The sequence below is a fragment of the Natronococcus sp. A-GB1 genome, from assembly GCF_029688845.1.
In the GTDB taxonomy this organism is placed as follows: domain Archaea; phylum Halobacteriota; class Halobacteria; order Halobacteriales; family Natrialbaceae; genus Natronococcus.
Map to the genome: position 1 here is coordinate 1 of NZ_JARUKW010000021.1, position 23,687 is coordinate 23,687.

At 62.1% G+C, this 23,687-nt stretch carries 22 protein-coding genes and 1 pseudogene; 15 read left to right on the top strand and 8 right to left on the bottom strand.

The features are described 5' to 3' along the window. The 3 genes and pseudogenes from QA600_RS19490 to QA600_RS19500 all read left to right on the top strand — a co-directional run. Positions 1–579: pseudogene (locus QA600_RS19490) on the top strand (hypothetical protein); the annotation flags it as partial. A 546-nt stretch (positions 580–1,125) separates the two neighbouring features. Continuing rightward, positions 1,126–1,773: a hypothetical protein gene (locus QA600_RS19495; protein ID WP_278293598.1), complete on the top strand. Its 648-nt coding sequence runs from the start codon at positions 1,126–1,128 to the stop codon at positions 1,771–1,773. Continuing rightward, positions 1,770–3,026, top strand: coding sequence for a DUF393 domain-containing protein (locus QA600_RS19500; protein WP_278293599.1), 1,257 nt, complete (start codon positions 1,770–1,772; stop codon positions 3,024–3,026). The genes QA600_RS19495 and QA600_RS19500 overlap by 4 nt, the downstream gene beginning before the upstream one ends. A gap of 257 nt (positions 3,027–3,283) precedes the next feature. On the opposite strand, the gene QA600_RS19505 is transcribed toward QA600_RS19500, so the two are convergent. Further along, entirely contained in the window at positions 3,284–3,436 is a 153-nt protein-coding gene (locus QA600_RS19505; protein WP_278293600.1) for a hypothetical protein, read from the bottom strand. A 1,971-nt stretch (positions 3,437–5,407) separates the two neighbouring features. Between QA600_RS19505 and QA600_RS19510 the strand changes: the two genes are divergently transcribed. Continuing rightward, a complete protein-coding gene (locus QA600_RS19510) occupies positions 5,408–6,487 on the top strand; it encodes a M14 family zinc carboxypeptidase (protein WP_278293601.1) in 1,080 nt (359 codons plus the stop codon). Between the two features lie 660 nt (positions 6,488–7,147). On the opposite strand, the gene QA600_RS19515 is transcribed toward QA600_RS19510, so the two are convergent. Continuing rightward, entirely contained in the window at positions 7,148–7,453 is a 306-nt protein-coding gene (locus tag QA600_RS19515; RefSeq protein WP_278293656.1) for a hypothetical protein, read from the bottom strand. 260 nt (positions 7,454–7,713) lie between these two features. On the opposite strand from QA600_RS19515, the gene QA600_RS19520 reads away from it, so the two are divergent. Next, positions 7,714–8,490: a methyltransferase domain-containing protein gene (locus QA600_RS19520; protein WP_278293602.1), complete on the top strand. Its 777-nt coding sequence runs from the start codon at positions 7,714–7,716 to the stop codon at positions 8,488–8,490. Positions 8,491–8,841: 351 nt separating this feature from the next. On the opposite strand, the gene QA600_RS19525 is transcribed toward QA600_RS19520, so the two are convergent. Both QA600_RS19525 and QA600_RS19530 read right to left on the bottom strand, forming a co-directional pair. Continuing rightward, a complete protein-coding gene (locus tag QA600_RS19525) occupies positions 8,842–8,994 on the bottom strand; it encodes a hypothetical protein (protein ID WP_278293603.1) in 153 nt (50 codons plus the stop codon). Between the two features lie 309 nt (positions 8,995–9,303). Beyond that, positions 9,304–10,500: an O-antigen ligase domain-containing protein gene (locus QA600_RS19530; RefSeq protein WP_278293604.1), complete on the bottom strand. Its 1,197-nt coding sequence runs from the start codon at positions 10,498–10,500 to the stop codon at positions 9,304–9,306. A 194-nt stretch (positions 10,501–10,694) separates the two neighbouring features. Between QA600_RS19530 and QA600_RS19535 the strand changes: the two genes are divergently transcribed. After that, complete coding sequence (locus QA600_RS19535; RefSeq protein WP_278293605.1) at positions 10,695–10,994, top strand: hypothetical protein; 300 nt, start codon at positions 10,695–10,697, stop codon at positions 10,992–10,994. On the opposite strand, the gene QA600_RS19540 is transcribed toward QA600_RS19535, so the two are convergent. Together QA600_RS19540 and QA600_RS19545 are read right to left on the bottom strand one after the other, a co-directional pair. Beyond that, a complete protein-coding gene (locus QA600_RS19540) occupies positions 10,980–11,396 on the bottom strand; it encodes a transcriptional regulator (RefSeq protein ID WP_278293606.1) in 417 nt (138 codons plus the stop codon). The two genes, QA600_RS19535 and QA600_RS19540, sit on opposite strands and share 15 nt — an antisense overlap. Positions 11,397–11,424: 28 nt before the next feature. Further along, a complete protein-coding gene (locus QA600_RS19545) occupies positions 11,425–11,739 on the bottom strand; it encodes a DUF6516 family protein (protein ID WP_278293607.1) in 315 nt (104 codons plus the stop codon). A 633-nt stretch (positions 11,740–12,372) separates the two neighbouring features. On the opposite strand from QA600_RS19545, the gene QA600_RS19550 reads away from it, so the two are divergent. The 5 genes from QA600_RS19550 (at position 12,373) to QA600_RS19570 (ending at position 18,179) form a co-directional block, all read left to right on the top strand. Beyond that, entirely contained in the window at positions 12,373–13,560 is a 1,188-nt protein-coding gene (locus tag QA600_RS19550) for an AAA family ATPase (RefSeq protein WP_278293608.1), read from the top strand. Positions 13,561–13,986: 426 nt separating this feature from the next. Beyond that, positions 13,987–14,244: a hypothetical protein gene (locus tag QA600_RS19555; protein WP_278293609.1), complete on the top strand. Its 258-nt coding sequence runs from the start codon at positions 13,987–13,989 to the stop codon at positions 14,242–14,244. Continuing rightward, positions 14,241–15,812 carry a phage terminase large subunit gene (locus QA600_RS19560; protein WP_278293610.1) on the top strand — a complete coding sequence of 524 codons (1,572 nt, stop codon included), beginning with the start codon at positions 14,241–14,243 and terminating at the stop codon, positions 15,810–15,812. The genes QA600_RS19555 and QA600_RS19560 overlap by 4 nt, the downstream gene beginning before the upstream one ends. A 667-nt stretch (positions 15,813–16,479) precedes the next feature. Next, positions 16,480–16,884 (top strand): hypothetical protein, encoded by a 405-nt coding sequence (locus QA600_RS19565; protein WP_278293611.1) that lies wholly within the window; start codon positions 16,480–16,482, stop codon positions 16,882–16,884. Between the two features lie 683 nt (positions 16,885–17,567). Further along, complete coding sequence (locus tag QA600_RS19570; protein WP_278293612.1) at positions 17,568–18,179, top strand: HNH endonuclease; 612 nt, start codon at positions 17,568–17,570, stop codon at positions 18,177–18,179. 7 nt (positions 18,180–18,186) lie between these two features. Here QA600_RS19570 and QA600_RS19575 read toward each other — a convergent pair whose 3' ends face one another. Continuing rightward, positions 18,187–18,537, bottom strand: coding sequence for a hypothetical protein (locus QA600_RS19575; protein ID WP_278293613.1), 351 nt, complete (start codon positions 18,535–18,537; stop codon positions 18,187–18,189). 649 nt (positions 18,538–19,186) lie between these two features. On the opposite strand from QA600_RS19575, the gene QA600_RS19580 reads away from it, so the two are divergent. The 4 genes from QA600_RS19580 to QA600_RS19595 all read left to right on the top strand — a co-directional run bounded on the left by QA600_RS19580 (position 19,187) and on the right by QA600_RS19595 (position 22,189). Then, positions 19,187–19,579, top strand: a complete 393-nt coding sequence (locus tag QA600_RS19580) for a hypothetical protein (RefSeq protein WP_278293614.1) — start codon at positions 19,187–19,189, stop codon at positions 19,577–19,579. Continuing rightward, positions 19,576–20,457: a hypothetical protein gene (locus QA600_RS19585; protein WP_278293615.1), complete on the top strand. Its 882-nt coding sequence runs from the start codon at positions 19,576–19,578 to the stop codon at positions 20,455–20,457. Before QA600_RS19580 ends, QA600_RS19585 begins: the two co-directional genes overlap by 4 nt. Continuing rightward, positions 20,454–21,170: a hypothetical protein gene (locus QA600_RS19590; RefSeq protein ID WP_278293616.1), complete on the top strand. Its 717-nt coding sequence runs from the start codon at positions 20,454–20,456 to the stop codon at positions 21,168–21,170. The genes QA600_RS19585 and QA600_RS19590 overlap by 4 nt, the downstream gene beginning before the upstream one ends. A 65-nt stretch (positions 21,171–21,235) precedes the next feature. Beyond that, on the top strand, positions 21,236–22,189 hold the full coding sequence (locus QA600_RS19595) for a hypothetical protein (RefSeq protein WP_278293618.1): 954 nt from the start codon (positions 21,236–21,238) through the stop codon (positions 22,187–22,189). Between the two features lie 151 nt (positions 22,190–22,340). Here the strand turns inward: QA600_RS19595 and aglM are convergent, their stop codons facing one another. Next, positions 22,341–23,627, bottom strand: coding sequence for a UDP-glucose 6-dehydrogenase AglM (gene aglM, locus QA600_RS19600; RefSeq protein WP_278293619.1), 1,287 nt, complete (start codon positions 23,625–23,627; stop codon positions 22,341–22,343). Between the last annotated feature and the right edge of the window lie 60 nt (positions 23,628–23,687).

Here is a 23,687-nt window from a genome sequence, read left to right on the forward strand (position 1 = left end):
CGCAACCGGTACCTCTTCGTCGCACAGGCACAGGGGAAAGACTTCTGGATCGAGCGGTTGAGCGAAACATGCCCGACCGAGCAGCAGGGCGAAACGCTCGCATTCGGCTACCTCTCGCTTCATTTTGCGTTCGAGGCGGTGTACGACCTCCATACGACCGTGCTGCAGTTCCACCTGCTCGAGAGACAGATATGGGCCCCCATCTTCGAGGAAAGCGATGACCTCCCTTCGGCGGAGGACCGCGAGCAAGCGTCCGACCGAGCAGACGACATCCGGGCGCAGTACACCACATTGTATATCGCGTACCACGGGAATCGTCGCTTCGCCGAGGACTGGCTCGGTATCGAGTTCGAGACGTGGCTGGCCACCCACAAGCACGGGTCGATGGTGATCGAACTCGCGGAGGACACGCTCGACGATCCAACCCAACAGCAACTTGCCGAGGAGTGGGCGCTCGAGAAGCCGGAGCTGTTCACCGATGAACCGATAGACGACCCGCTCGGGGTGCTCGTCGACAGATGCTACGAGTCTCGGATAGCGGAGTTCGAGTATCTCTCAGGAAGGAGCTACAGCGGATAATCGCGGCGCAGTGGTCGGTTGACGATCGGAGGACGGTGCTGGGCACGGGTCGTTTGCTCGGTCGACTTGGGTCGGCGCGGTTGGAACTCAGCTCGTTGCCGTGGCTGAATTTTCCGCGACGTGTGCCACAGCTCCGTTCTCATCAGTGACGGTCTGCGGTCGCGCTCTCGCCCCGCCGAATCCGGAGCTCGAGGACGGCGGTCCAGGCAATGATGGCCGGCCGGTTTTGACGAGCGGCTCGCGTCCCGGCGATTCGAGCGTTGCCCGGCGATCGACGGACGGGAGGGGCTGGGCGGGCCGTCCTGGCGCATCGGCACCCAGTGTTGGGTGACGTGGGGGCCACGCGTGGCCGGCCCACGATACGGCGCTGGTGGGGACGCCGCCCGCGGACTGACGCGAGAAGCGATGCTAAGATGGGGCTGCGATCGAAATCGATTCTCGATCCGTCTTCAGCTGTTTCAATGATCTGCCTGAGTGTCAGCACTTGAAACTGACACGAGATTTTATTCAACACCTCATCTACTGGACACACATAGTGTTGAGTGAGTGTTAGATCATCTAGCCCCGTTTACCGAGATCATCTTTCCCGCGGTGTACGTGCTGTTTTTCCTCGGGACGCTGTGCTGTCTCGCGTTCGCCCACCGACACGTTGCACGGCAGGTCTGGCTCGCGGGGTTCTTTACGACGCTGCTGGCGGTTACACTGGTCGGGATGCCGCTGATGCCGGTCGTCGACATGCACAAGTTCGCCGAACCGAACGACGAGGAACGGACCTATTACGAGATCCGCATCGTCGATGCGGCGGGCAACGAACTCGAGTACGACGATCGCGCGACCCCGCCGACCAGCGGGTCGCGAACGTCGACGATCGCCGGCGACATGACCGCCGAGTACGACGACGCTGAACGGCTGGCGATGGGCGAGTTCTTTGTCTCGAACGCCATCGACCATCGGGCGGAGATCGAGTCGGGCGGGCCACCCGCCTACGAACGGTTACAGCCCCCGCGATACGTCGACGACGAGCCCTGGACCGCCGACGAGCTCGCGGCCTACGAGGCGTTCGAGGCGGTCCGCGTCTACGAACGAACGATAACGTTCACCGACGATACGACGGCGGTCGAATCGAACGAGGAACAGCGCCTGCTTACGGTCGACGTAGCCGAGCAAACCATCACCGAACACGACAACCCATGAGTGCGTTCGTCAATTACTTCGCCGACGACAGCCGTTCGTCTCCGTTCAACCTCGCCGTCGTTCGCGTTCTCCTCGGAACCTGGGTCCTCTGGCGGGTCGTCTCGCTCGACTGGGGGTTCTACGGGGAGTGGCCCGACCACCACGTCAACGACCCGATCGCGTTCCTCCATCAGGACCTCTTTTTCGCCCTGTTGCCCTACCAGCAGTGGGTGGTCGCCGCGTTGCTGGTCTCGTTCATCGTCGGCTACAAGATCCGCTGGAGCGGCGGTCTCGCCAGTCTCCTGGTGATGCATATGCTGGCGGTCAAGTCGACGATCTACCTGGCCGGCACCGTCGAATCGCTGTTCGTCTGTGCGTATTTCATCCTGCTGTTCGCGTTCTTTCACGAAGACGATCTGCTGTCGGTCGACGCGCTCCTTCGAACCCGAAACCGGTCGCTCGAGCAGCTGAACGCGTTCCTGAAGGAGGGGCCGAACCAGGAGTACCGGCTGCGTGCACTCAGATGGGGACTGCTCGTCGTCGGATTGATGTATCTCGGGGCCGCGTGGGGCAAGATCATGAGCGGGCCGCTCGAGATCTGGCTCTCCGGTGCCGAACTTCGACAGGACATCCTCGAGGCCCAGGTACTGATCGGCGTCGACCGACCGCTGGCGGCGCCGATCCTCGAGGTCGAGCTGCTGGGCTGGCTCGGCTTCGTCGGCACCGCGCTGGTCCAGCTGTCGCTGATCGTCGCGGTCCTGCTGGGGCTGCCGATCACGCTGTCCGCCCTCGGACTGCTGGGCTTTCACACGTCCGTGATCGCTACGCTCGGCCTCTACTTCATCGATATGTTCCTCGTTCTCGTGTTGTTCGTCGCCTGGGACGTCGGCTATCGAAAGCTTGCGGCCAACTCGAACGACGCCACGCTGGTGTACGACGAACGCTGTGCGTTCTGTGCCCGGTGTCTCTACCCGTTCAAGCACCTCGATATCAACCGTTCGGTGCAGTTTCACTCCCAGTCGGACGTACCCCCGGAGCTAGCCACTCGGGACGACGTCAACCTCGACGCGGAGATGTACCTGTTCCGGGACGGCGAGGCCTATGGCGGCTACGAGGCGTTCCGACAACTGTTCAAGCAGTTTCGGATTTTCGCACCGATTACGCTGGTGATGGCACTTCCGCCGGTCAGGACTGTCGGCAACCGAGCCTACGAGTATCTCGCCCGTAACCGAAGTCGTCGCTTCGTCTGTAATCTCGAGACGAGCCAGTCCTGAGTGGGCCGCGGGCCGTTCGGTACAAACGCCAGTGGTAGCAATAAGTTCTCTCGAAACACTTGACGGATGGAACGAGGGGCTACAAGCGGAGTAGGCCGAGTGCCTCGGGCTTGGCCTCGAGGGAGTTCACTATTTGCACAGTACAAATCACAGTCCGAAATCATTCACTCACATGTATCGGCACGAAACTCATTTGTCGGGCAGGCTCACGGCACCGTCGTAATACCGATCGACGGTACACCGACAGCGGCTACTGGTCAGTCGAACCACTCGACGTACTCCTCGCAGGCCGTACAGGCCGCCCGCGTCGCCCACCCCTCCCCACGATCGTGGTCGGTCGGCGAAACTTTCGCCACGTGGATCTCCACGGCACCACAGTCGGGACACTGGGAGGGAATCGGTTTCGCCATCTGACTCAATCTTGGTCGTGAGCGTTATAACTGTACCTCCTGTCGTGTTTGAGACCTGAGCTGTCGCAGCGACTGGCAAGCGGACAGCTGCGACGCCGACCGTACAGTTTGGCCGTTAGTCTCGAACTCGAGCGAATCGGGCTTTGAGGACCCCGCTTCGACGAAACGGCACCCGACGCGAGCCGCTTTGCCGACAAGGCCCCACTCGACCCACGCTCAGACTTCGCCGAGATTCACGCCCGCGAGACCCAGGAGCGCGAGCTAGCGCGGCTGCTCAACGGCAGCCACGACGGCCCGCCGGAGACCGGGAAACCGCTGCCGACGCGACGCGTCTGTCAGGCGTTCGCCGCCCGCCACGACCGGATCGCCGTCGGGGGTGTGACTCCGAAGGAGTGTCACCACCCTCGTTCGCGCCGCCACCAGGACCGCGCCGAGCTGACCGGTGAACCGAAGGGGCTTACGGGTCCGGGAGGCCGAAGAGCCCGCGAGAGCCGGCCGACGATGACGTCTTCCGAGTCGGTGTGCGAGCCGAAGGTGCCCTCGAACGCGTCTCACGAAGTGGTTTCAGACCAGGCGTCGGTGACTCAGCCGACATGGCGGTCTGGGAACCTAACGCCGTCCCTTCTATCAACTAATAGAGGTGGGGGAGAGCGCGGCGATGAATACAGCGCACGAATGCACCACGAGCGTCGACTGGATCGGCGACAGCGGTGCTCGTTCACTACAGCCGGAGCAGTTACCAGGGCGGTTATCATTTTCGGTGGCTGTTGACAAAAGCTGCGTGAGAACCCCTGTCCTGAGGCTGGAGGGGCTACTCCCTCCGGTTGGGAGTAATACCTAGCTCGGAGAAGGATGGAGTCGGTTCAACCGACTCACCACATTTTGGGCAGACGTTCATGTCGTTCATGATGTATGTTTCCCGACAATCGGAACACGTGTAAAGATCGACCGAGCGCTTCTTATCGGAGTCTGACACCTGAGCTTTGGGCTCCGGCTCTGGCTTAGTAACAGCACCCATGATCTGTTCGATAATCTGTGACATCATCTTTGGTTGATTCGGTAAACAACAAGACAGGTGATAAATATGCTGTGCAGTCACACTCGATCAAACGCAACGACACTGTCTGGTGTAGCACCTCCGCAACTGACGTCTTTCCATCGAGCGATCGATGCGGTCTCTGGCGGTTATATGCGGTGCAGGCGCACTCCCACGGCCTACCGACCGTGGATACGCACCGGGCCAACAGCGTACCACTCCGCAAGCTTATCTCCCCGAAACTCGGCGAGGAGTGAGTTGCGCCCGGCGTCTCGCTGATCATGTGGACCGCCAGCGCTACTGCTGGCGATCCAGTGTGTTTCGGCCCGCTGGTCCACAGCGTCGAGGACCGCCGAGTACACGTCCAACGGGTGGCGTGAGCGGAGCGACAGCTCCTCACCCTCTGCTCAGGAACGGGAGCTAGCGACCATCCACAACGGCGTCCACGACCGCTCCCTGCCGCCGACAGTCTCGGTGTCCGGCCTGCCGAAGACCGAGAAGACGCTCACCACACGAGATCTATCGGGAGTTCCCCACGCGCCACGATCGGGCCGACGTCGAGGACGTCACCACACCGAGTGCCGGACGCGGTCTAGCGCGCCACCGAGATCTATTACAAGCTCTCGGGCGAGAACCGGAAGGCCGACGAGGGGCTCGACGGCGTCTGCGAGGGGATCTGGGCGGCGCCCGAGGCCTGCCCGAGTGGGCAACACACCGACGGTACAGGACTGCAGTGACCCAGTCTACAGCACCGACCGTGGAGCGACAGTCCGCACAGCGGGCGATCTCGACGACCGCTATCCATTCCCTCCACTAAACTTCATTTTCCAGCCTCTGAAACTGATACTCTAATCACATATGCAATCACAATGGGAAATATTCCCAAAACTAATGGATAATCTTATATGATCTATATTCGTTCACTATAATGTATTATGAGACGACGCAGTGCACTCAAGTTACTCGGCAGCGCCGCGGGGGCAGGAATGTTCGCAACGACAGTCAGCGCGGACGATTCGTTGCCTCGCGAGGAGACACGTCGGTTCTACACCCACCAGGAGGTCCAAGAGTTGCTCGGGGACTTCGAGCAGCGGGCACGCCGCCCGTTCGAACTCGAGAAGATCGGCGAGAGCCTCGAAGGCCGCGACCTGACCGTCGCCCGCGTCGGCAGCGGCGAGACGGACGTGTTCTTCGTCTCCGAACAGCACGGCGACGAGCCCACCGGCACCAACGCCCTCCTCGCGGAGCTGCGGGAGCTCGCGACCTCGGGGAGCCCGTTCGCGAGAACGGTCACCGAGGCGCTGACCGTCCACGTCCTGCCGATGCAGAACCCGGACGGGGCGATGCGCAACCAGCGCGCGAACGCCCGGCCCGAGGACTACACGTGGGAGGACCCGTTCGAGGGCACACAGAGCGGTCCCGCCGACCCGAACCGCCAGCACTACTACGAACTCCCCGAGGCGGAGTTGCCCGGCCCAAAACCCGACGAGAACCCCTCGCCCGAGACGCAGGCGATGCTCGAGTACGCTCTCGACCTGGAACCTCTGTGGGTCTCGGACCTCCACACCCAGAGCGGGATGTACTACGACGAGGACGAGAACCCCGGCGACATGTTCCACTCGTCGAACTTCTGGCCGATCGCGGACGCCGTCGGCACCGACGAGATCGAGCTCTCCCAGCGCCTCAACGTCGCGATGTACGATCACGCCGAGGGGAAGGCCAACGCCCAGCTCTCGGTCTATCCGGGCGGCGACACGGTCAACATCGCCCGCAACGCCTACGGCGCCTACGGCTTCGGCAGCATCCTCAACGAGATGACCGGCCAGACCGGCGACCGCGGCGAGCGCATGGAGGGCCAGATGGTCCGCATCATGCGCAACGAGAACCGCGCCATCCTCGAGGAGACCGCTGACGGGACGCTCTTCGAGCGCGACCCCGACCGCGCCGAGGAGATCCCGGATCGCCCGGGTTTCGGTGAGGACGGCGACTGGCCCTGGGAAGCGACCACGGAGTAAGCAGCCCGGCTGTCCAGCAGGTCGATCGTTTTTATTGTGTCAGCCGCCGTGTCACACCGTCGCCGTGTCGACGGCCGCGATCGCAGAGCGTTCTTTCGACACCGACTCGATCACGCCCGCTCTGGCTGTCACCTGTCCCTCGCTCGCAGCCACCTCCCGTTCGAAGCCGACACCGACCCACGACGGAGAGAGTTCGGTGCCCGTCGAGTAGGAGTGGTGACCGAGTTACACCACAGCAGGTACACCGTGGAGGCGGGCTGGGCGATACGTTCCTCGCTGTCACGCCACTCCCACCGGCAATCGCGATCGTCCGCCCAAGTACGACGACCTCGTCGACGAGACAGCGCCGGGCGAGAGCCTCTTTACCGACAAGGGCGCGCTCGACCCGCTGGTCGATCCCACCGAGGTGGTCCCTCGAGCCGACCAGGCACCTGTCATCGCGAAGGGCTTCGTTCGGGCCACCGATCTTGGGTTTGGTGTCCTCGGCCGGACGACTCGTTCGCGTCGTTCGGCAAACGATGGCCGGCGGTATTCAGTACCGAAAACTCGAGCGGTCACGACGCTCGTGGCAACTGGTCGAAGAGATTATCGGATGACGAACTTCGATCGCAGATCGGTGACCGGCCCGTCCTTCTCAGGGGAGTACACCAAACCCTGAACTCACTCATCGATCTCGGCGAGGCTCTCGATCTTCATCCCCTCGATCCGCTCAACAATGCCGTCGAGTTCGCCATCAAGCCCGGTGGCGAACTCCTCGGTACGATCAGTCGTGACGGCGCCCTGGCTCGACGGCTCGATCAGGTTCTCTTCTTCGAGGACACGCAACGAGTAGCGGATTTTGTGATGGGGATACCCCGACTCGGTGGACATCGTCTCGATTCCGATCGGCTCGTCCTCGAGGACCATTTGCAGCACCTGTACGTGGCGCTCCAGCAGTTCTACGTCCCTCTCGAGTCGATCGAGCAGGGTGGGTGGTACCATTCCGGTAGTACTGGTAACTCTTGCTTTCGTTCTCAGCCCAGCTCAACGAGTCCTCACTCCTGGAGTGGCCATCGGTCGACACCGAGTCCACAACTCCCAGGAGCGGAAGGGCGTCTCGTCGGGACTCGGAGCCCAGCCCGTGCGTGTATCCTCTCCCCCGAGGCTCGAGACGACGTGGGCCAGTTCACGACGACCCGTCGGTCTCGAGGTCGAGGATTTAGTACCCGCTTCCCGTACCAGCGGCTATGGCCGATCCGATCCAGACCGGCGTGACACCCACCTGCCCCGCCTGCGAGGCGCCACTCACGTCCCGGGCCGACGCGCTTCACTGTCCGGCCTGTAGTGAAACGGTGCCGGTCGTCGACGGGATCCCCCGCTTTCCGGTCGCCGTCGAGCAGTCGGCCGGCCCACCGGTGTTCGACGCGCTGGCGTCGATCTATGAGACGCCGCTGTGGTTTCCCGTGGTGTACCGCGTGCTCGGCGGCCCACGCGCCCCCATCGATGACCGGTCGACGATCGTCGAGGCGTTGGACGTCGCCGGGGGCGACGTCCTCGACGTGGCCTGTGGCACCGGGCGAGTGACGCGCGTGCTCGCCGCCGACGCGGCCGCCGTCTGGGGGATCGACCTCTCGCTGGAGATGTTACGACGCGCCCGGCGGGACGCCATGCGAGACGGGCATGACAACGTGGTCGTTGCGCGAATGAACGCCGAGGATCTTTGCTTCGAGGACGAGGCGTTCGAGGGCGTCGCCTGTGGCTGGGCGCTGCACCTGTTCGCCGATATTCCGACGACCGTCGCGGAGATCCAGCGCGTGCTGGCCCCCGGCGGGCGGTTCGCCGGCACGACGCTCAGCGCGGAGTCGCCGCTGGCCCTGCCCGCTGCGCAGTACGGACTCGCACAGACGATCGGCGCACACGTCTTCGACCACGAGGAGCTTCGCGACCTCCTGCTGGAGACGGGGTTTCGGACGGTCCAGCTCGAGCGCTACGGCGCGGCACTGTTTTTCAGCGCGCGGAAGTGAGCGCAGGAAGTGGTAGACGGCTTCGGATCGCTTGGAACGGCTCGCTCCGATCACCGACTGTGAAACGTCGCTCGGAGATCGGTCGCTGGGCCGTCGGCGGGCGAGTACAACAACAGCTACCGAGACACACTCCCGCATGATCGAGATGGGGGTGCCCTGTCGAAACACAGTGACTCGACGCTTGGCAAGGGGGCCAAACGACGATAGAGGAGTGCCCTCGATGTCGGTCCCCAATAGGTCTCCCGGCTCGTGAGCGCGACGCGCAGGGACCTGAGACTCCGGCTCCCGTCCGGTGCTCGAGCGCCTACCTGACAGGCGATCACTTTGACGTGGGACGCAGCGTCCCGGCGTTCAGTCGAACCACTCGACGTACTCCTCGCAGGCCTCACAGGCCGCCCGCGTCACCCACCCCTCGCCCCGGTCGTGGTCGGTCGGCGAGACGTTCGCCACGTGGATATCCATGGCACCACAGTCGGGACACTGGGAGGGAATCGGTTGCGCCATCTGACTTAATCTTGGTCGCAAGCGTCATAACTGTACCTCCTGTCGGTTTTGGATCGAAGCTGTCGTCTCGACTGGCAAGTGGATGGCTATGATACCAGTCGGTACAGCTCGACCGTCGGTCTCGAACTCGAGCGAATCGGGCCTAACGACCCCGTCGTCGCGACGGGCGTTGCTCAGGCTACCAACCCTGGAGGGGGTGCCCTCGGTCGGGCGACGTGTCCGCGTCAGTCCGAGTACTGTGGCCGGCGGTGCTTAGTGGTGAACGCTCGAGCGGTCACGACGCTCGTGGCAACTGGCTCAAAAAAGAGATTATCGGATGACGAACTTCGATCGCAGATCGGTGACCGGGCCGTCCCTCTCGGGGGAGTACAACAGCAGGCCGAGACACAGCCCGAGCATGATCGAGGAGGGGCTGAGCCCGCCCAAAAAGAGCGACTCGAAGCCCATATACAGGAAGATCGCCACGGCGAGCCCGACGACGAACCCGGTCCACGGCGTCCACCGGGTACGGATCCCCTGGCCCAGCGCGTAGACGAGCGCGCCCAGATAGAGACTGCCGGCGATGATGCCTGTGTTGAGTAGCGGGTAGATGTAGGAGTTGTGGGGCCCTCTGGAGCCGTCGATCTCCTCGGCGGTGTTCGCAAAGCCGATCCCGAGCATCGGGTCCTCGGCGAGGCGCTCGATCGAGGCGACCCACCGGTCGACGCGGGTCAGGAGTGTACTTTCCATCACGTCGCCGACGTGGCCGAGCCGGATCGCCACGTAAACCCCGAGGGCGGCGACTCCGATACCGAGAAAGCCGACTCGACGGTCGAACCCCGAGAGGACGAGCACCGAGCCGGCGGTGAAGCCGACGAGCGCGGCGTCGCCCTCGCTCAAGAGGAAGCCCAGCAGACAGACCAAAAGCGCCCCGAGCCACACCGCCCCGCGGCGGGCCAAGAACGTGTACAGTGCCGCGAGGCTGCCGACCATCATGACGAAACCGTAGCCGTTGGGATTGTGGAAGATCGAGGCCGTCCGGATGCCGTCGATCCCGAACACCGAGCCGCCGACGGACTCGTAGAGGGTCTCGCTCGTCTGGAACTCCTGCCAGACCATCCCGATGCCGACCAGCGCGAGCAGCGTGGCCACGAGTGTCAGCCCCATCGTGAACGTCTGGCGGCGGCCGTCGATCAACGCCGGTAATACGACCACGGCCGCAACCACCGCCAGCGGCGTGGCCGCAATGTACTGCAGGAGTTCGGTGTGGGGCGCATAGTAGTAGTGGACGAGCAGCCCCAGCCAGTAGCCACCAATAAGCACGAGAAACGCGGCGTCGAACTGCAGCCGAATGTCGGGCATCAGAATTCCATACGCTGCGATCGAAACCAACAGCGTGCCCGTCATGATGTAGCCGGCTCGCTGTGACACCAGCCAGCTCGTCACCGCGAGACTGCTGATGATCGGCAACAGCGCGAGGATCGGATCGTAGACCGGCACCGTCGGCTCCTCCGTCGACGTGCCCAAAACATAGTGACGTATATTCATCCTGAACTCCCGTGGTAGCTGAACATCCATCGTATCGAGAGATAAATACCGGGGAACTACTGGCACATCGATCGATCGAGAGGAACGGGAATCTCGACCTCGCGCTCGAGCAACTGTGGCGTGGGTCCCGAACGAGTACGACTTCCACACAGACACACGTAGTTCCGCCGAGTATGAGCACGCCCGACGACCGCGTCGCCGAAACCGCGCCTGACGCGAACCTCGTTGCTGAGAAGGGTGTGACACCCGCCGAGATCGTCGCCCGCCATGACGCAGTCGTCGTCGGGTACGTGCCCCTCACGGGGTGTCGCACGCTGCGTAGCACCGCCACTGAGATTCACGACGCACTCGCGGCACGGAGAAAGGTGTCCGAAGCGGTCGATGAACGTGACCAGCGTCCCGTGCACCGTGATCGATCAGGCCAGTTGGGCGCGGCTGGCGTCACCGGCTCTCGATCCCTATGCGCTGGCTGAGGTCCCGTCGAGATCCCGGTCACTCACGAGCGGGTAGTCGATCTGCATCTCGATGCGATCGAACGACACAACAGGCTGGATTGCACCACCGGGACCGCCCGCCTCGAGGTCGAGCATCCCGAGCACTTCCAGCTGTTTGAGATCCGAATGGACATCGGAGACGTCACGATCGACGAGCCGGGCAGCCTCCCGCATGCTCTGGGGTTCGTGTTCGGCGATCGCTTCAAGGAGCGTCAGGCGCAGCGGCGTAAGGTTGGCAACGAGATCGTCATACGTTCCGAACTGCAGGATCGCCTGCTCGTCGTCCGTCTCGAGTGAGTCGGTCTCACCAGCCTGGACGAACTGGAGGGCGTCCGTGCGAAGCTGTTCTCGGTCGCCGACAGTGATATGGAGTGTTGTCATGGTTGTGATGGGGTCGATTCGGGTGTGATCAGTAGGGTCGCGGCGGAGCGCCATCGACGGCCTCCCAGTACTCGTCGGCACTCGCCCAGAACTCGACGAGTACCTCCTCCATCCCCGGGAAGTCGGCGTCGACGTCGCCAGCGGCAGTGTGGTGTTCGTGGCCTTTCGTGTCCTCGTGGGCGTTATCGTACCGGACAAGCGTCAGATCCTCGAGGGTGCCCAGATGAAGCGTGTACTTCCAGCCCGACGGGTACGTCTCCGTATCGGTCGTTCGCCGAATCACGACGTTCTCGACGAGGCCGGCTTCGACGTGGGTGTACCGGAAGGTTAGCTCCTGGCCCATTCCGTGTGTCTACAGACACCGCACAGCGGGATAAGGGTGTTGGGAAGATGACCAACAGCTGACCGGGTCGAAAGAGTCGAACGCCACGGATCTCGAGCGTGTGTTCGGATACCGCTACGCGGAGTTCCACGCGTGCACCCTCTCGAGCGCCCTCACCACGCCACGGGGCTTCAGGTATTCCCCACACGCTACACCCGGGTCGCCGTCGAGTACGTCAACTTAGAGGAGTGTCGCACGCTGTGTAGCGTCACAACCGAAATCTGCGACGAGTTCACCGATGCAAAGACGGACTTTCGCTCTGGAGACCGATGATTCCGTTCCCCTGGCATACGATCCGAACAGCACAGCATAGCGAACGTTGAACTCGTCGAGCAACGATCGGAGGCCCTCGAGATCCAGGACAGCAGCGAGAGTCCGGCCCGAGTTTGTGGGACTCTCCTGTATGCTTCCCCATACGGAGAGATCCGTCTTATACCCCACGGCGCCGCCGGATCGGCAGCGTGGCTCGCCGTGAGGACAGCCCGCCGGTACCCGATAACTCGGTCCCACCGGGAGCGACCGCGTCGGGTCCGGTCCCCGAACCGTTACATTCCGTGGGCGGCTACCACACGGACATACGTAGTTCCGCCGCACATGAGCAAGTACGACGACCTCTTCGACGAGACGGCGCCCGACGCGAGCCTGTTTGCCGACAAGGGTGCCCTCGACCCGCTCGCTACACCCGCCGAGATCCACGCCCGTGACGCCCAGGAACGCGAGCTGGCGACGATTCTCAACGGCGTTCACGACGGCTATCTCCCGCCGACGGTGTCGCTCTACGGCCCGCCGGGCACCGGCAAGACGCTGACGACGCGACGCGTCTGTCGGGAGTTCGCCGCCCGCCACGACCGGGTCGCCGTCGAGTACGTCAACTTAAAGGAGTGTCGCACGCTGTTCAGCGCGGCCAACGAGATCCTGGTCGAGCTCACCGGCACGAAGCGGAAGGCCTACGAGGGATTGGACGGCGTGTTCGAGGCGATCTGGGCCGCCCTCGAGGGCTACCCCGAGTGGACCGTGCTCGTCTTGGACGAGATCGACCACGTCCGCCAGGACACCAACTACGACCCAAGCGAGTTTTTCTACCGACTGCTGCGCGGCGAGGGCAAACTCGCTCGCGAGATTTCGCTGTCGGTCTGGCTCGTCAGTAACGAACTGCTCGAGGTCGATCTGCGACTGGACAGCCGCGTCGAGAGCGCGATGAGCGACGAGGCCGTCTTCTTTCCGCCGTATGGCGAAGCGGAGTTGGAAGCGATCCTCGAGCCCCGCCTCGAGCGCGCGTTCCGTGCGGGAGCGGTACCCGATGACGTGTTCGAACACGGCGTGCGTAAGGCCGCCCAACGCTGGGGCGACGCCCGGAAGGCGCTCACGCTGTTTCGCCAGGCCGGCGAACGCGCGGGCGAGCAGGACCTCGAGCAACTGACGACCGACTGTCTCGACGCGACCCTCGAGACGACCGACAAGGCGGCGTTTCTCGCGAAGGCCCGCCGGCTGCCCGACTCCCATATCGGCGTGCTCGTCGCGATCACCGCCCGGCGCAATCGCCACACCGGCGCCGTCGACCAGCCGGTGACCACCGCCCGAATCGCCGAGGTCCTCGATGACGACGCGATCGACGAACGCTACCGGCTCGGCCGCCGGGCGATCCGCGAGGTGGTGCGCAACCTCGAGACGATGGGCCTCGTCGAGACCTGGATCGACGCGACGGGCGGGGCCAGCCGGGTCACCCAGATCGAGACGACGTTCGAGCCGACCTGGATGGACGACGTTCAGACCGATGGTTGACTCTCTGCGATCCTGTGGTCGCTTTCCAGCGTATCGTCGGACGAATTCGAACGGCCGTGTTGAGCAGGGCGGTTATCGAGCGATACTCCCCGAATGGCATCCCATCTCCGGTCGAACACGCGTTAAGCAGTCTCCTTGCAGGGTTAGTGATCTTAGCTGACCTTCTCGACGAGCAGAGTAACCGAACGTCATGCCTCACCCACCTCCAGAAGAAATCCAAAGAGCGGCTTCTGGGCACATATGCGCTCAGATCGATAAATTACTGAAAGAGACAATTTCGTGTTGTGCTTCGAATCCTGACACTTATGGCAATCCGCCCTAAAGAGTTAGGTGAAAGTCGCCCGGAGACACTCTCCACCGACTACGAGTCGTCGACTGCGCTGACGGAGTCGGATGGTGTATCGGTGGCGGCTTCGCCCTCCACACATGTCGAGACGAAATTCAACCCCGCGTACAGACCGCGAGGCCGTCCTCGAGCGCCTCGCCGACACGATAGAACTGACCCACGACCGCGTCGAGAGTCTCGAGATCGACTCCCACGAGGACCAGGAGCTGCAGATCAAGTGGATCCGCGCGCTGGGCTACCTCAGTGGCCAGTACCGCAAACTCCTCAAAGACGAGGACCTCGACGAGATGGCCGAGGAGCTCGAACTCCTGCAAGCCGAGGACGGTGATCGCCGATGACGGATCCGACCAAACGCGAGATTGAACGCGAGCTCGAGGCGCTCAAGCGCCTCTTCGGTGAATCCGACACCGACTCTGACGCCGACACCGACGCCGAAGTCACCGTCGAGTGGCGAGTTCCCGCCAGTCCGGATCCCGCCGACGAGGGGATGACGTACGAGCCCGAAACCGAGACGATCACCTACGCCCTGTGGCGCAAACAGCAGGCGTGTCTCGACGCCCTCGAGAGCGGCGACTACGACATCGTTGCCTTCCTCGGCGGCTACGGCACCGGCAAAACCGTCTTCGGTGCCCGCTGGCTGCTCGCAAAGGCGCTCGCCCACCCCGAGAGCTGTTTTCTGGCGCTGGGCAAGACGTTCGAGGAGGCGCGTGAATCGACCTTCAAGAAGCTGTTCGCCCAACTTCCCGGCGACAACACGGTGGTCGATCCCGAACGGAGTCCGGTGGTTACCGAGTACACCAAATCCGAACGCCGGCTCACACTGACGAACGGAACGGTGATCGTCCTCGGTTCGGCCGACAAGCCCGATCGGTACGACGGGGCGGAGTTCGGCGGGATCTGGCTGGACGAGCCCAGCTACTACAACGCGGATCTCCACGATCTGCTGGCGACGTTGGATGGGCGGCTGCGCGGCGTCGATGGGCCGAAAGTTATGTGTTGGACCCTGACCGGCAACGGCTTCAACGATGCCTGGAAGATCCTCGAACAGCGCCAGAAGGCAAACGATGAGCCCCTCAAGCACAGCATCAGGGTGATTCGGGCCTCAACGCTCGAGAACCCGTATCTCGAGCCCGAGGTTCGAGCCAGCCAAAAGCGCAAGTACGGCGACACCGACCGGGCCGCACAGGCGTTACACGGTGGGTTCGCCGCCGCTACGGGATTGGTCTATTCGGCGTTCAACCGCGAGACCCACGTCATCCCCCACGCCGAGGCCGCCGAACGTGTCGTCGACGACTGGCGGGTCTACGGCTACGACTCCGGCTGGAACGATCCGAGGGTCGTCCTCGAGCTCGGCAAGACCTCGTTCGACCAGCTCGTCGTCGTGGACGCGTTCCACGAGACCGGCGTTCACACCGAGGACGCCATCGACTGGCTCGCGGACCGACCCTTCGGGGTGATCTACTCCGAGCACAAACCCGCCCACATCGACAAGTTCGAGCGCGCGGGCTTCGATGCTACGACCGCCGTCAAGGACATCGACGAGGGGATCGCCGAGGTGCGCAAACGACTCGAGGCCGACGGCAACCTAGAGATCTCGACCGAGCTGCGACCCAAAAAGCGAACGGTCCGGGTGCCGATCATGGGGCTCCCTGACTCCCCTCGGTCGCGCTCGAGGCGGTTCCGGTCGGACTCGACAGAGACCGACACCGAGGAGTCCGACTCCGACTCGTCCGAGACCGATACCGGCGAGCCTGCCGTTGGACTGTTAGTCTCGGAGCGATGCCAGGAACTCATCCGGGAGTTCTACAGCTACAAGGCGGACCACGTCGGCGCGCCGAACGCTGCCGACCACTGCCTCGACGCGCTGCGCTACGCCGTGATGGGGGTGGCCACGCCCGAGCAGTAGGTCGAACAGAGGTAGCTAACCCCCGCTCCCTATTCCACCATTATCTGGGCTGCTCTAATCGTTCTGTCCTAGAATTAATTGCTATCGTTGTCACGTGGGTCGCTAACAAGTTCGTACAGTCCGGTATCATATAGATTTCGTACGTGATCGTGCTCCTCGAGACGTTGAAGGCGCTGTCCGAGATACGTGCTCGTCACGTCTCTACGTTCCTCGTCGTTCATCCGCTCACGCGCATAGACGGGCGTTACACGTCCCTCGAGTAGATACTCCAGGAGCTCCCGATCAACGTCGCGGAGATCGTTATCAGAGAGTGCCATGCTGTTTGATTCGCATACTTGCATTACATACTTAGTGCTATCCCATCCCTGGCAGGTCCTCTCCAGTACCACTTGCCAGCTTCTAACTCGAGTTTGAGAAGCAAACTATATAGTGGTGGACGCGGTAGTAGAGACTGGAGAAGCGCAGGGTTCCTGAGTAGAATCAGGCGGTGGTGATGACACCGCCTGCGCTTCTCGAGGTCCGAGAAGCATGTTAGCTACGAATTCCGCCGTTGAAAAACGTGACGAGGTTGAATCGTGCGATCACGACTGGTGTCCGGGACCCAACGGAGACGGGCTCCCCTGCTTTGCGTGTTTCCAGGTCGCGCACAGAACGGAGGGGAAGTCGGATGCCCGTTGATGAAACTTCGGGGTGCCTGACCGAGCGGCCGGCGTCGCTCGAAGACGGATCGGCTGTCGTCGCAACCCCGACGCAAATTCTGGCGGGTCATCCAGTTGGTCGGCAACCCCACGCCGCCGTCTGTATCGGGTGCGGCGCGACACTCCGCGAGACCGATATCGTGTTCGCGTACGCCTATCGCTGTGCCGACGCCGTGCAGTGGGCGGTTCCGCGGCTGTTCTGTCACGGCTGTGCGCCCGACACGATTCGTTCGCCGACGCTCGGCACGACCGAAATACTGGTCGGCGGTCGTCTCGGCTCGATCGCGCTGCCGACGTCGCGTCGCACTCGGCTGTGTCTGGCAGAGCTCTCCCTTCGGGCGTTCAGCGGGCCGACGGAGGGCTGTTCACCATGACCGCCGTCGACACGCACTCACTCGAACCCCCGATCAGGAGGGCCGACCGACGATTGCGAGGGCGGAACCGTCCAAGTGATAGGCTTCGCTTCGAAGGCGAGGGTCCGAGCCGGGTCGCCGATACAACGAGCGATGGGATGTGAGATGAGCGTCGACTGTCCCCACTGTGATCGGACGTTCGACTCGCACAGAGCAAAGTCGGTTCATGCGTCGCAGATTCATTTCGCTCGAGTGCCGGCAATCCACTGTAACCCGTACGGTCACAGAGGGATCGATACGAAGCACAACGGCGCTCGTCACCGCGTCCAGGTTCACCGACTTCACGCGACGCTGCTCGTCGACGATATCGGCGAACTCGCCGAGAAGGAGGTCCACCATGTGAACGGCTGTCCGTTCGATAACAGGCTGGACAACTACGAACTACTCGATGCGTCGAGTCACCGAGCAAAGTCACAGGAGACGTATCGCAACCTCTCCGGGTACAAGATTCTCTGTCGAGCGTGTGGCACTCCGAATCAGTTAACCAAACGTGAGAACACCAACTTCTGCCCGACGTGCGGTTCAGGAGTCGAAGGCGAAGAGATCGTCCGGTCGGAACCGATCGACTGGCGGATTCCACACTGAACGATGAGAGTACACACGAGCGTTCGAGGAGCGAAGTCACTAGTGACGGGGGCAGCTCGATGAGTCATAAGGAGGACTCCGTTGGGCCGAACGTCGACGGCCCGGCGTTCGACGTTCCCAAAGCGCGTGGAAGCGACTGGACGAAACGTGCGACGGAGGTTCGAACGCGGGACAACAACGTCTGTCAGCGCTGCGGGGACCACAACGGGAACTACGAGTACTATCCGCTGTCGATGGCGGTCCACCACATCGTTCCGGGAAAGTACCTCCCGAAGGCCGACGCGCGTCTCGACCTGAATCTCGTTACGGGCTATGGGACCTGTCACACTCGCCTGGAGGGCGCACACGTCGAGCGACAGTTCGCCGAAACCGATCGCCACGAGGCGCTTCGCGTGCTTCGGGTGTTGAAAGAGCGCGGGCAGACGGTGTACGCCCTCGAGCGCGAGCTTGAGATCCCCGAGGAACGGCTTCGGTCGCTGGTGTCACAGCTCGAGCGTATGAACTGTTTGCAGACTCGCGAGAACGTTTGGTATCGGGCCGTCTGTCCCGGTGCAGCGTGGTCGGCTCTCGAGAAGCTGCAGAGTGAGCTGGAGCGGGAGCGAGCTCGGCGTCGGTGGGTGGAGGATGTGCTCGAGGAGGTGAATTTGGAATCGATGAACGCCGAGAGGTGAACTCGCGTTAGCGAATATCGAATTTCGATCGAATGTCGGTGACGGGGCCGTCCGCCTCCGGCGAATAGAGGAGGAGTGCGAGTGCGAGTCCGAGCATAATCGAGGAGACACTGAGACCACCGAGGAAGAGCGACTCGAAGCCCATATATAGGAAGATTGCGGTCGCGAGACCGACGGCGTAGGCGTTCCAGGGCGTCCACCGTTTTCTGATACCCTGCCCGAGGGCGTAGACGAGTGCGCCGATGTAGAGGCTACCTGCGATGACGCCCGTATTTAGCAGTGGATAGATGTAGGAGTTGTGGGGTCCTCTGACTTCGTCGATCTCTTCGGCAGTATCCGCAAAGCCGATCCCGAGCATGAGGTCCTGGGCGAGTCGCTCGAGGGAGGCGACCCGCCAGTCGACGCGACTACAGGGAAAACCCGGTAATGTGGTCTATATTGTTAGTTCTCTCGCGGATCACGCACAAATCGATAGAGTCCACGGTTTACTTTTTCCACCCAACCTGCGTCAACGAGTCCGCGGAGGGCTCGATTGATATATTGGCGTCGTGTATCAAGTGCTTCTTCAAGCCGTTTGGGATTCGCGTATCCCCATGGTTTGCCCTCTTTCCGGCCTTCCTTTAGCACCTCAAGGATCGCATCTTGCCGGTCATTAGGCTCGAAATCCTCGTTCACCATCTTACTATTGGCTACATCGATATTACACTAAACATTTCGGTGCTAGTTCTATTTTGAATTGCAAGTGTTGTTACGAAATATGTTACAATGTAACTATTAAGTGGACGGAGATGCTATATGCAGATGAGGAGGCGGGTATCCAGTAAAACTGGACGGTGCTAGGACACCGCCCGCACTTCTCGGGAGGCGAGAAGCAATGCCAACTACAACCGCGACCATTCAAAAACGCACCGGCAGAAAGATATGTGACCACGACTGGTGTGCCGGCCCAGCCGGCGATCAGTTACCCTGCTTTGCGTGTTTCAGCGCCCGCAACACGGCGGAGGAAGATGACTGCTGACGACTGCCGTCGGCCCCGTGCCGGACATCGCGAGGAGCCGACCGTCACCGCGACGCCGGCACAGGTCCTCCACGGTCATCCAGTCGGCCCGAAACCCGACGCGGCCGTCTGCATCGGCTGTGGATCGCCGCTCCGGGAGACCGACATCGTGTTCGCGTACGCGTACCGTTGTGCCGACGCCGCGCAGTGGGACATCCCACGACTGTTCTGTCACGGCTGTGCACCCGGCCGGATTCGGTCGCCGACGCTCGGGGCGACCGAACTGCTGGTCGGCGGTCGCCTCGGCTCGATCGCACTGCCTACGCCGCGCAGTCCGCGGCTATGCCTGACCGAACTCGCGCTGCGGGCGTTCAGCCCACCGACGGAAGGGTGTGCGCCATGACCCGTGAGCCACCGCTCGAGGCGTTGACGGACGTCTACGTTCGCCTCGAGTGCGACCTCTTGGTCGTTCGAGACTCGATCCTCACCGATCGCCACCATGCCTCGAACACGAACTACGAGGCCGACGACCCACAGAATCAGATCGGCGGCATCATCCCCGCATTTTCGCTGTCGGGGTGGCTCCGCCACGGGATGGAACGCGTCGTCCAGGATCGGGGTGGAACCGCCTGCCATCCAGGCGAGGCGAACGCGAACTTTCGGAAGGACGATGTCTATGATCGCGATCTCGACAATGGGTATCATCCGAAGGGAAGCTGTCTCGAAGAGACCGACAACGGCTGTGTGATCTTCGATCTCTTCGGTGGCTTCGAAGGTGTTCCAGGGAAGCTGATGCGCCGGCCGATCCAGTTCAGCCCGGTTCGAGCGAGCGTCGACTACACGCGCGGCCAGGCCGAGGGCCACTACCGACGACTGAACCGAAACGTCGTTTCGCGGAACGCCGACGATAACCGCGAACCCCTACGCAACGTCGAACTGGATGCGGTCGCCAACCTGGACGGCTGCTGGCATCTCTCCTTCCGGGAGGTGAAACCGGCGTTTCTCGGGTTGCTGTGTGAAGCCGTCGAATTCCTCGATGATAATCGGACGGAGTTCATGCACCAGCTCGGCGGGGCCCGGAACTTCGGAGCCGGGATCGTCGACTGCGGGCTTCTCAATCCACTCTATGACGAAACAGAACTGAATCGCATCTTCGACCGCTCAAAGGGCAAAACAGAGGAAATAGGCCGGAAGGACGACCGATGGGCCGACGACTACCAGCCGACCGTCGTTGATGCGTTTCACGAGCGGGTCGACGCTCGATCGAGTAAAGAAATATGATAATACAAGCATATCGCCACGATGCGCATAAGCTGACTGGACAGTCCCATGCACATGCCGACGAGACGTTTGCGGGGGTGCCGGTCAATCAGTCGGTCCCGCACGGTGCAGACGCTGATGCGGCGCGGATGAGTCGGCCGTCCGGGGCGCCGGAGCTGACCGTTCCTAACCATCCGTCGCCAGAACGACTGTCGCTGCTCACTGGCGAGTCGGCGAGCGATCTCTCGGAGCGGGATCTCGGCCGGGCCGTGCGGGAACTCTTGACTGAGACGGACCCGGAGGCGATGCACGCCGCCTGGCTGACGAGCGACGTCGCGGCGCTGTTCAACGAGTCGCTGTACTACCCCTACACCTCGCTAAAGTACCACACGCTGCTAGTGGCCGCGCTCGCGGACAATTACGCCAGCGGGCACGAGTTCGATGAGCTGCGGCTCGTCGTCGATCCACCCGATGAGATCGTTCCGCATCGGACGATCTACGCTGGTGATCGCTTCGCGCTCCGAATCGATCGAGAAGCCAAGCAGTGTCCGTCGGCCCGGCTGGGAGACCGTCCGTGGCGGTCGTGGGCGGCGGTCTGGTCGCAGTTGTCCGATCATCCGGTAGCCATGGACGGGAATCGGGACGCGATGGTGCTGGATGCGAACCTGCGCCGGATCCGTGCGTGGTCGACAGCACTCCAGTATCTCGAGGACTTCCAGACGGAACTGATGTGATTGAGATGGGATACCCAGGTACTGAGAACGACATCACCAGGCACCAGAGCAGAGAATGAAGTTCCATGAATAAAATACAACAAATAAATTGGAAACTGGAAATGGACTACATCGGCCATCCCTACTACGTCTCGGGGAACGCCATCAGGCACGCACTCGGACAGCAGCTCCCGTACGAGGTCCATTGCCATCTCCACGCGAGCCACGGTATCTTCGCACCAGGACAGTTCGGAAAGTTCCCCGACGCACACTCGCAGAACGGAGTTCGGCCGTACCTTGGGAGCGGGCTTCCGCCCGTCGAATCCTACGAGGATCTCTTCCTGCTGCGACAGCCATCCCAGCCGTGGCTGCTCGATTCGCGCCCACGAGATGCGCTGAACACCCACGACGTTCGTCGCCAGAGTGGTCATCCGGCGTTGGCTCACGAGATGATCCAAGGGCAGCCCGCCGCCGAGCGGAACCAATACCAGACCACGAAATGGTACGTTCACGCCTATCTCCACGCTGATCGGGCGGATATCCTCCCAGTCGACGAGAGCGCTCTGGACGGCCTCCAGTTCGGGGGGAAACGCAACTACGGCTACGGGGTTACTCGATTAAAGGACACGCAGATCGTCGATCTCGAGGCACTGGATTACTCTCGGCTGGAAGACAACAACGCGTTCCGCCTCGAACTGGTGACGCCGTTCGTGGTGGCGTCGGAGTACCCGAACGCTGCGGATCAGGAGATTCCGTGGTGGTGGGCAGAAGAATGCGACGAACTCCGCGAGCGTGAGGAACAACTGCTGGAGCAGTGCGAAGCACACACGCTCCAGACGGTGGATCACGGGCAGGTGGTCACGTACGAAGGGGATCGTCCAGTGACGACCGCGAAGAACGGAATCCGCCGAATCGGCACCCACTCGAAGTGTGGGTTCGGCGAGTTACGAGTGACACCGATCAGGCCCTGTAACAACCACTGCCAGAACGCGAAGGGGAAAGCGAAATTCGTCGAGAAACCCGTCCCAGGTGATCCATAGCCTAAAAGCCACCCTACACACGATCAATAAAGAAATATCATAAACAGCGAAAAGTCAGTTTGGGGATTGAAGGCGAGTCCGAGAATCGCGACTCGAGCTCCCTCAACCCACCGTAATTTTTCAAGGTTGGTTCTACCGAAGACCGTCTATACTACCACGTCAGCCCCTCGTAGACGATCCCCTCACGCCGAGTGATACATCGTCGTCCGTCGACGACGACCGGCGTTGCCATCTCATCGAACTCGGCATCCAGGTCGCTAAACTCGTCCCAGTCGGTCACGACGAGCGCGCCGTCTGCGCCACGGAGCGCGTCCGCGGCTGTTTCCGTGTAGTTGACGTCAGGGAACTTTGTGGCCATCTCGTCGGTAGCGACCGGATCGTAGGCAGAGACGGTGGCTCCCTGACTCTGGAGTGCCTCGATTACGGGGATCGCTCGAGAGTTTCGGATATCATCCGTATTCGGCTTAAATGACAGTCCTAAAACAGTAATATGTGCGTCTTCCAGGTCGACGTGATTCGTGAGCAGATCGAGCATTCGGTCGGGCTGTCGATCGTTGATTTCGACGGTCGCCTCGAGCAGTGCAGGGTCGTATCCCGTCTCGCGTGCGGCCGCGATGATCGCGTTGACGTCCTTCGGGAAACAGGAGCCACCCCAGCCGACGCCGCTGCGGAGGAACTGCTCGGAGATCCGATCGTCTAATCCGACCGCTTCCATCACCTCGTAGGCGTCCAACCCGAACTCCTTGCAGATGTTTCCGAGATCGTTGACCAAGCTAATCTTCGAGGCGAGGAAGGCGTTGTTAGCGTACTTGGTCATCGAAGCCGTCGCGGGATCGGTCTCGACGATGTCGGCCTCGTGTTGCTCGAGCAGCGGTTCGAACACCTCGTGTAGCCGTTCGGTCGCCCATTCAGAGCGCGTCCCGTAGACGACCTTGTCGGGGTGCATGAAGTCCGAGACCGCGCTTCCCTCGCGGAGGAACTCGGGATTCATGCCGACCTCGATGTTCTCGTTGTCGTTCGCGCCGCGTTTGACGGCCGGCTCGAGGACGTTCTCGATGCTCATCGGCGTCACCGTACTCTTGATAACAACGAGATGGCGCTCGGATTTCTCGGCGAGTGCCTCGCCCGTGGCTTCGGCGGCCGCCTCGAGTGCAGTGAGGTCGATACTCCCGTCCTCGTTCGACGGCGTCCCGATCGCGAGGAAGGTGACGTCCGATTCGGGCACCGCATCGTAGGACGTCGTGGCTTCGAGTCGGTCACCGACGCGTTTCTCGAGGAGGTCCTCGAGCCCAGGTTCGTCGATCGGGGCCTTCCCTTCGTTGAGCGTATTGACGACGTCCTCGTCGATATCGATCGCCGTGACCTCGTGACCGAGCTCTGCGAAACAGGCGGCGACCGTCGTTCCGACATAGCCGCTGCCGATAACGGAGATATGCATTAGTTTGATTGCTCACACGGATCTGCAAGAGCGTTCTGGTACTGGCCAAGAGCCCCTCAG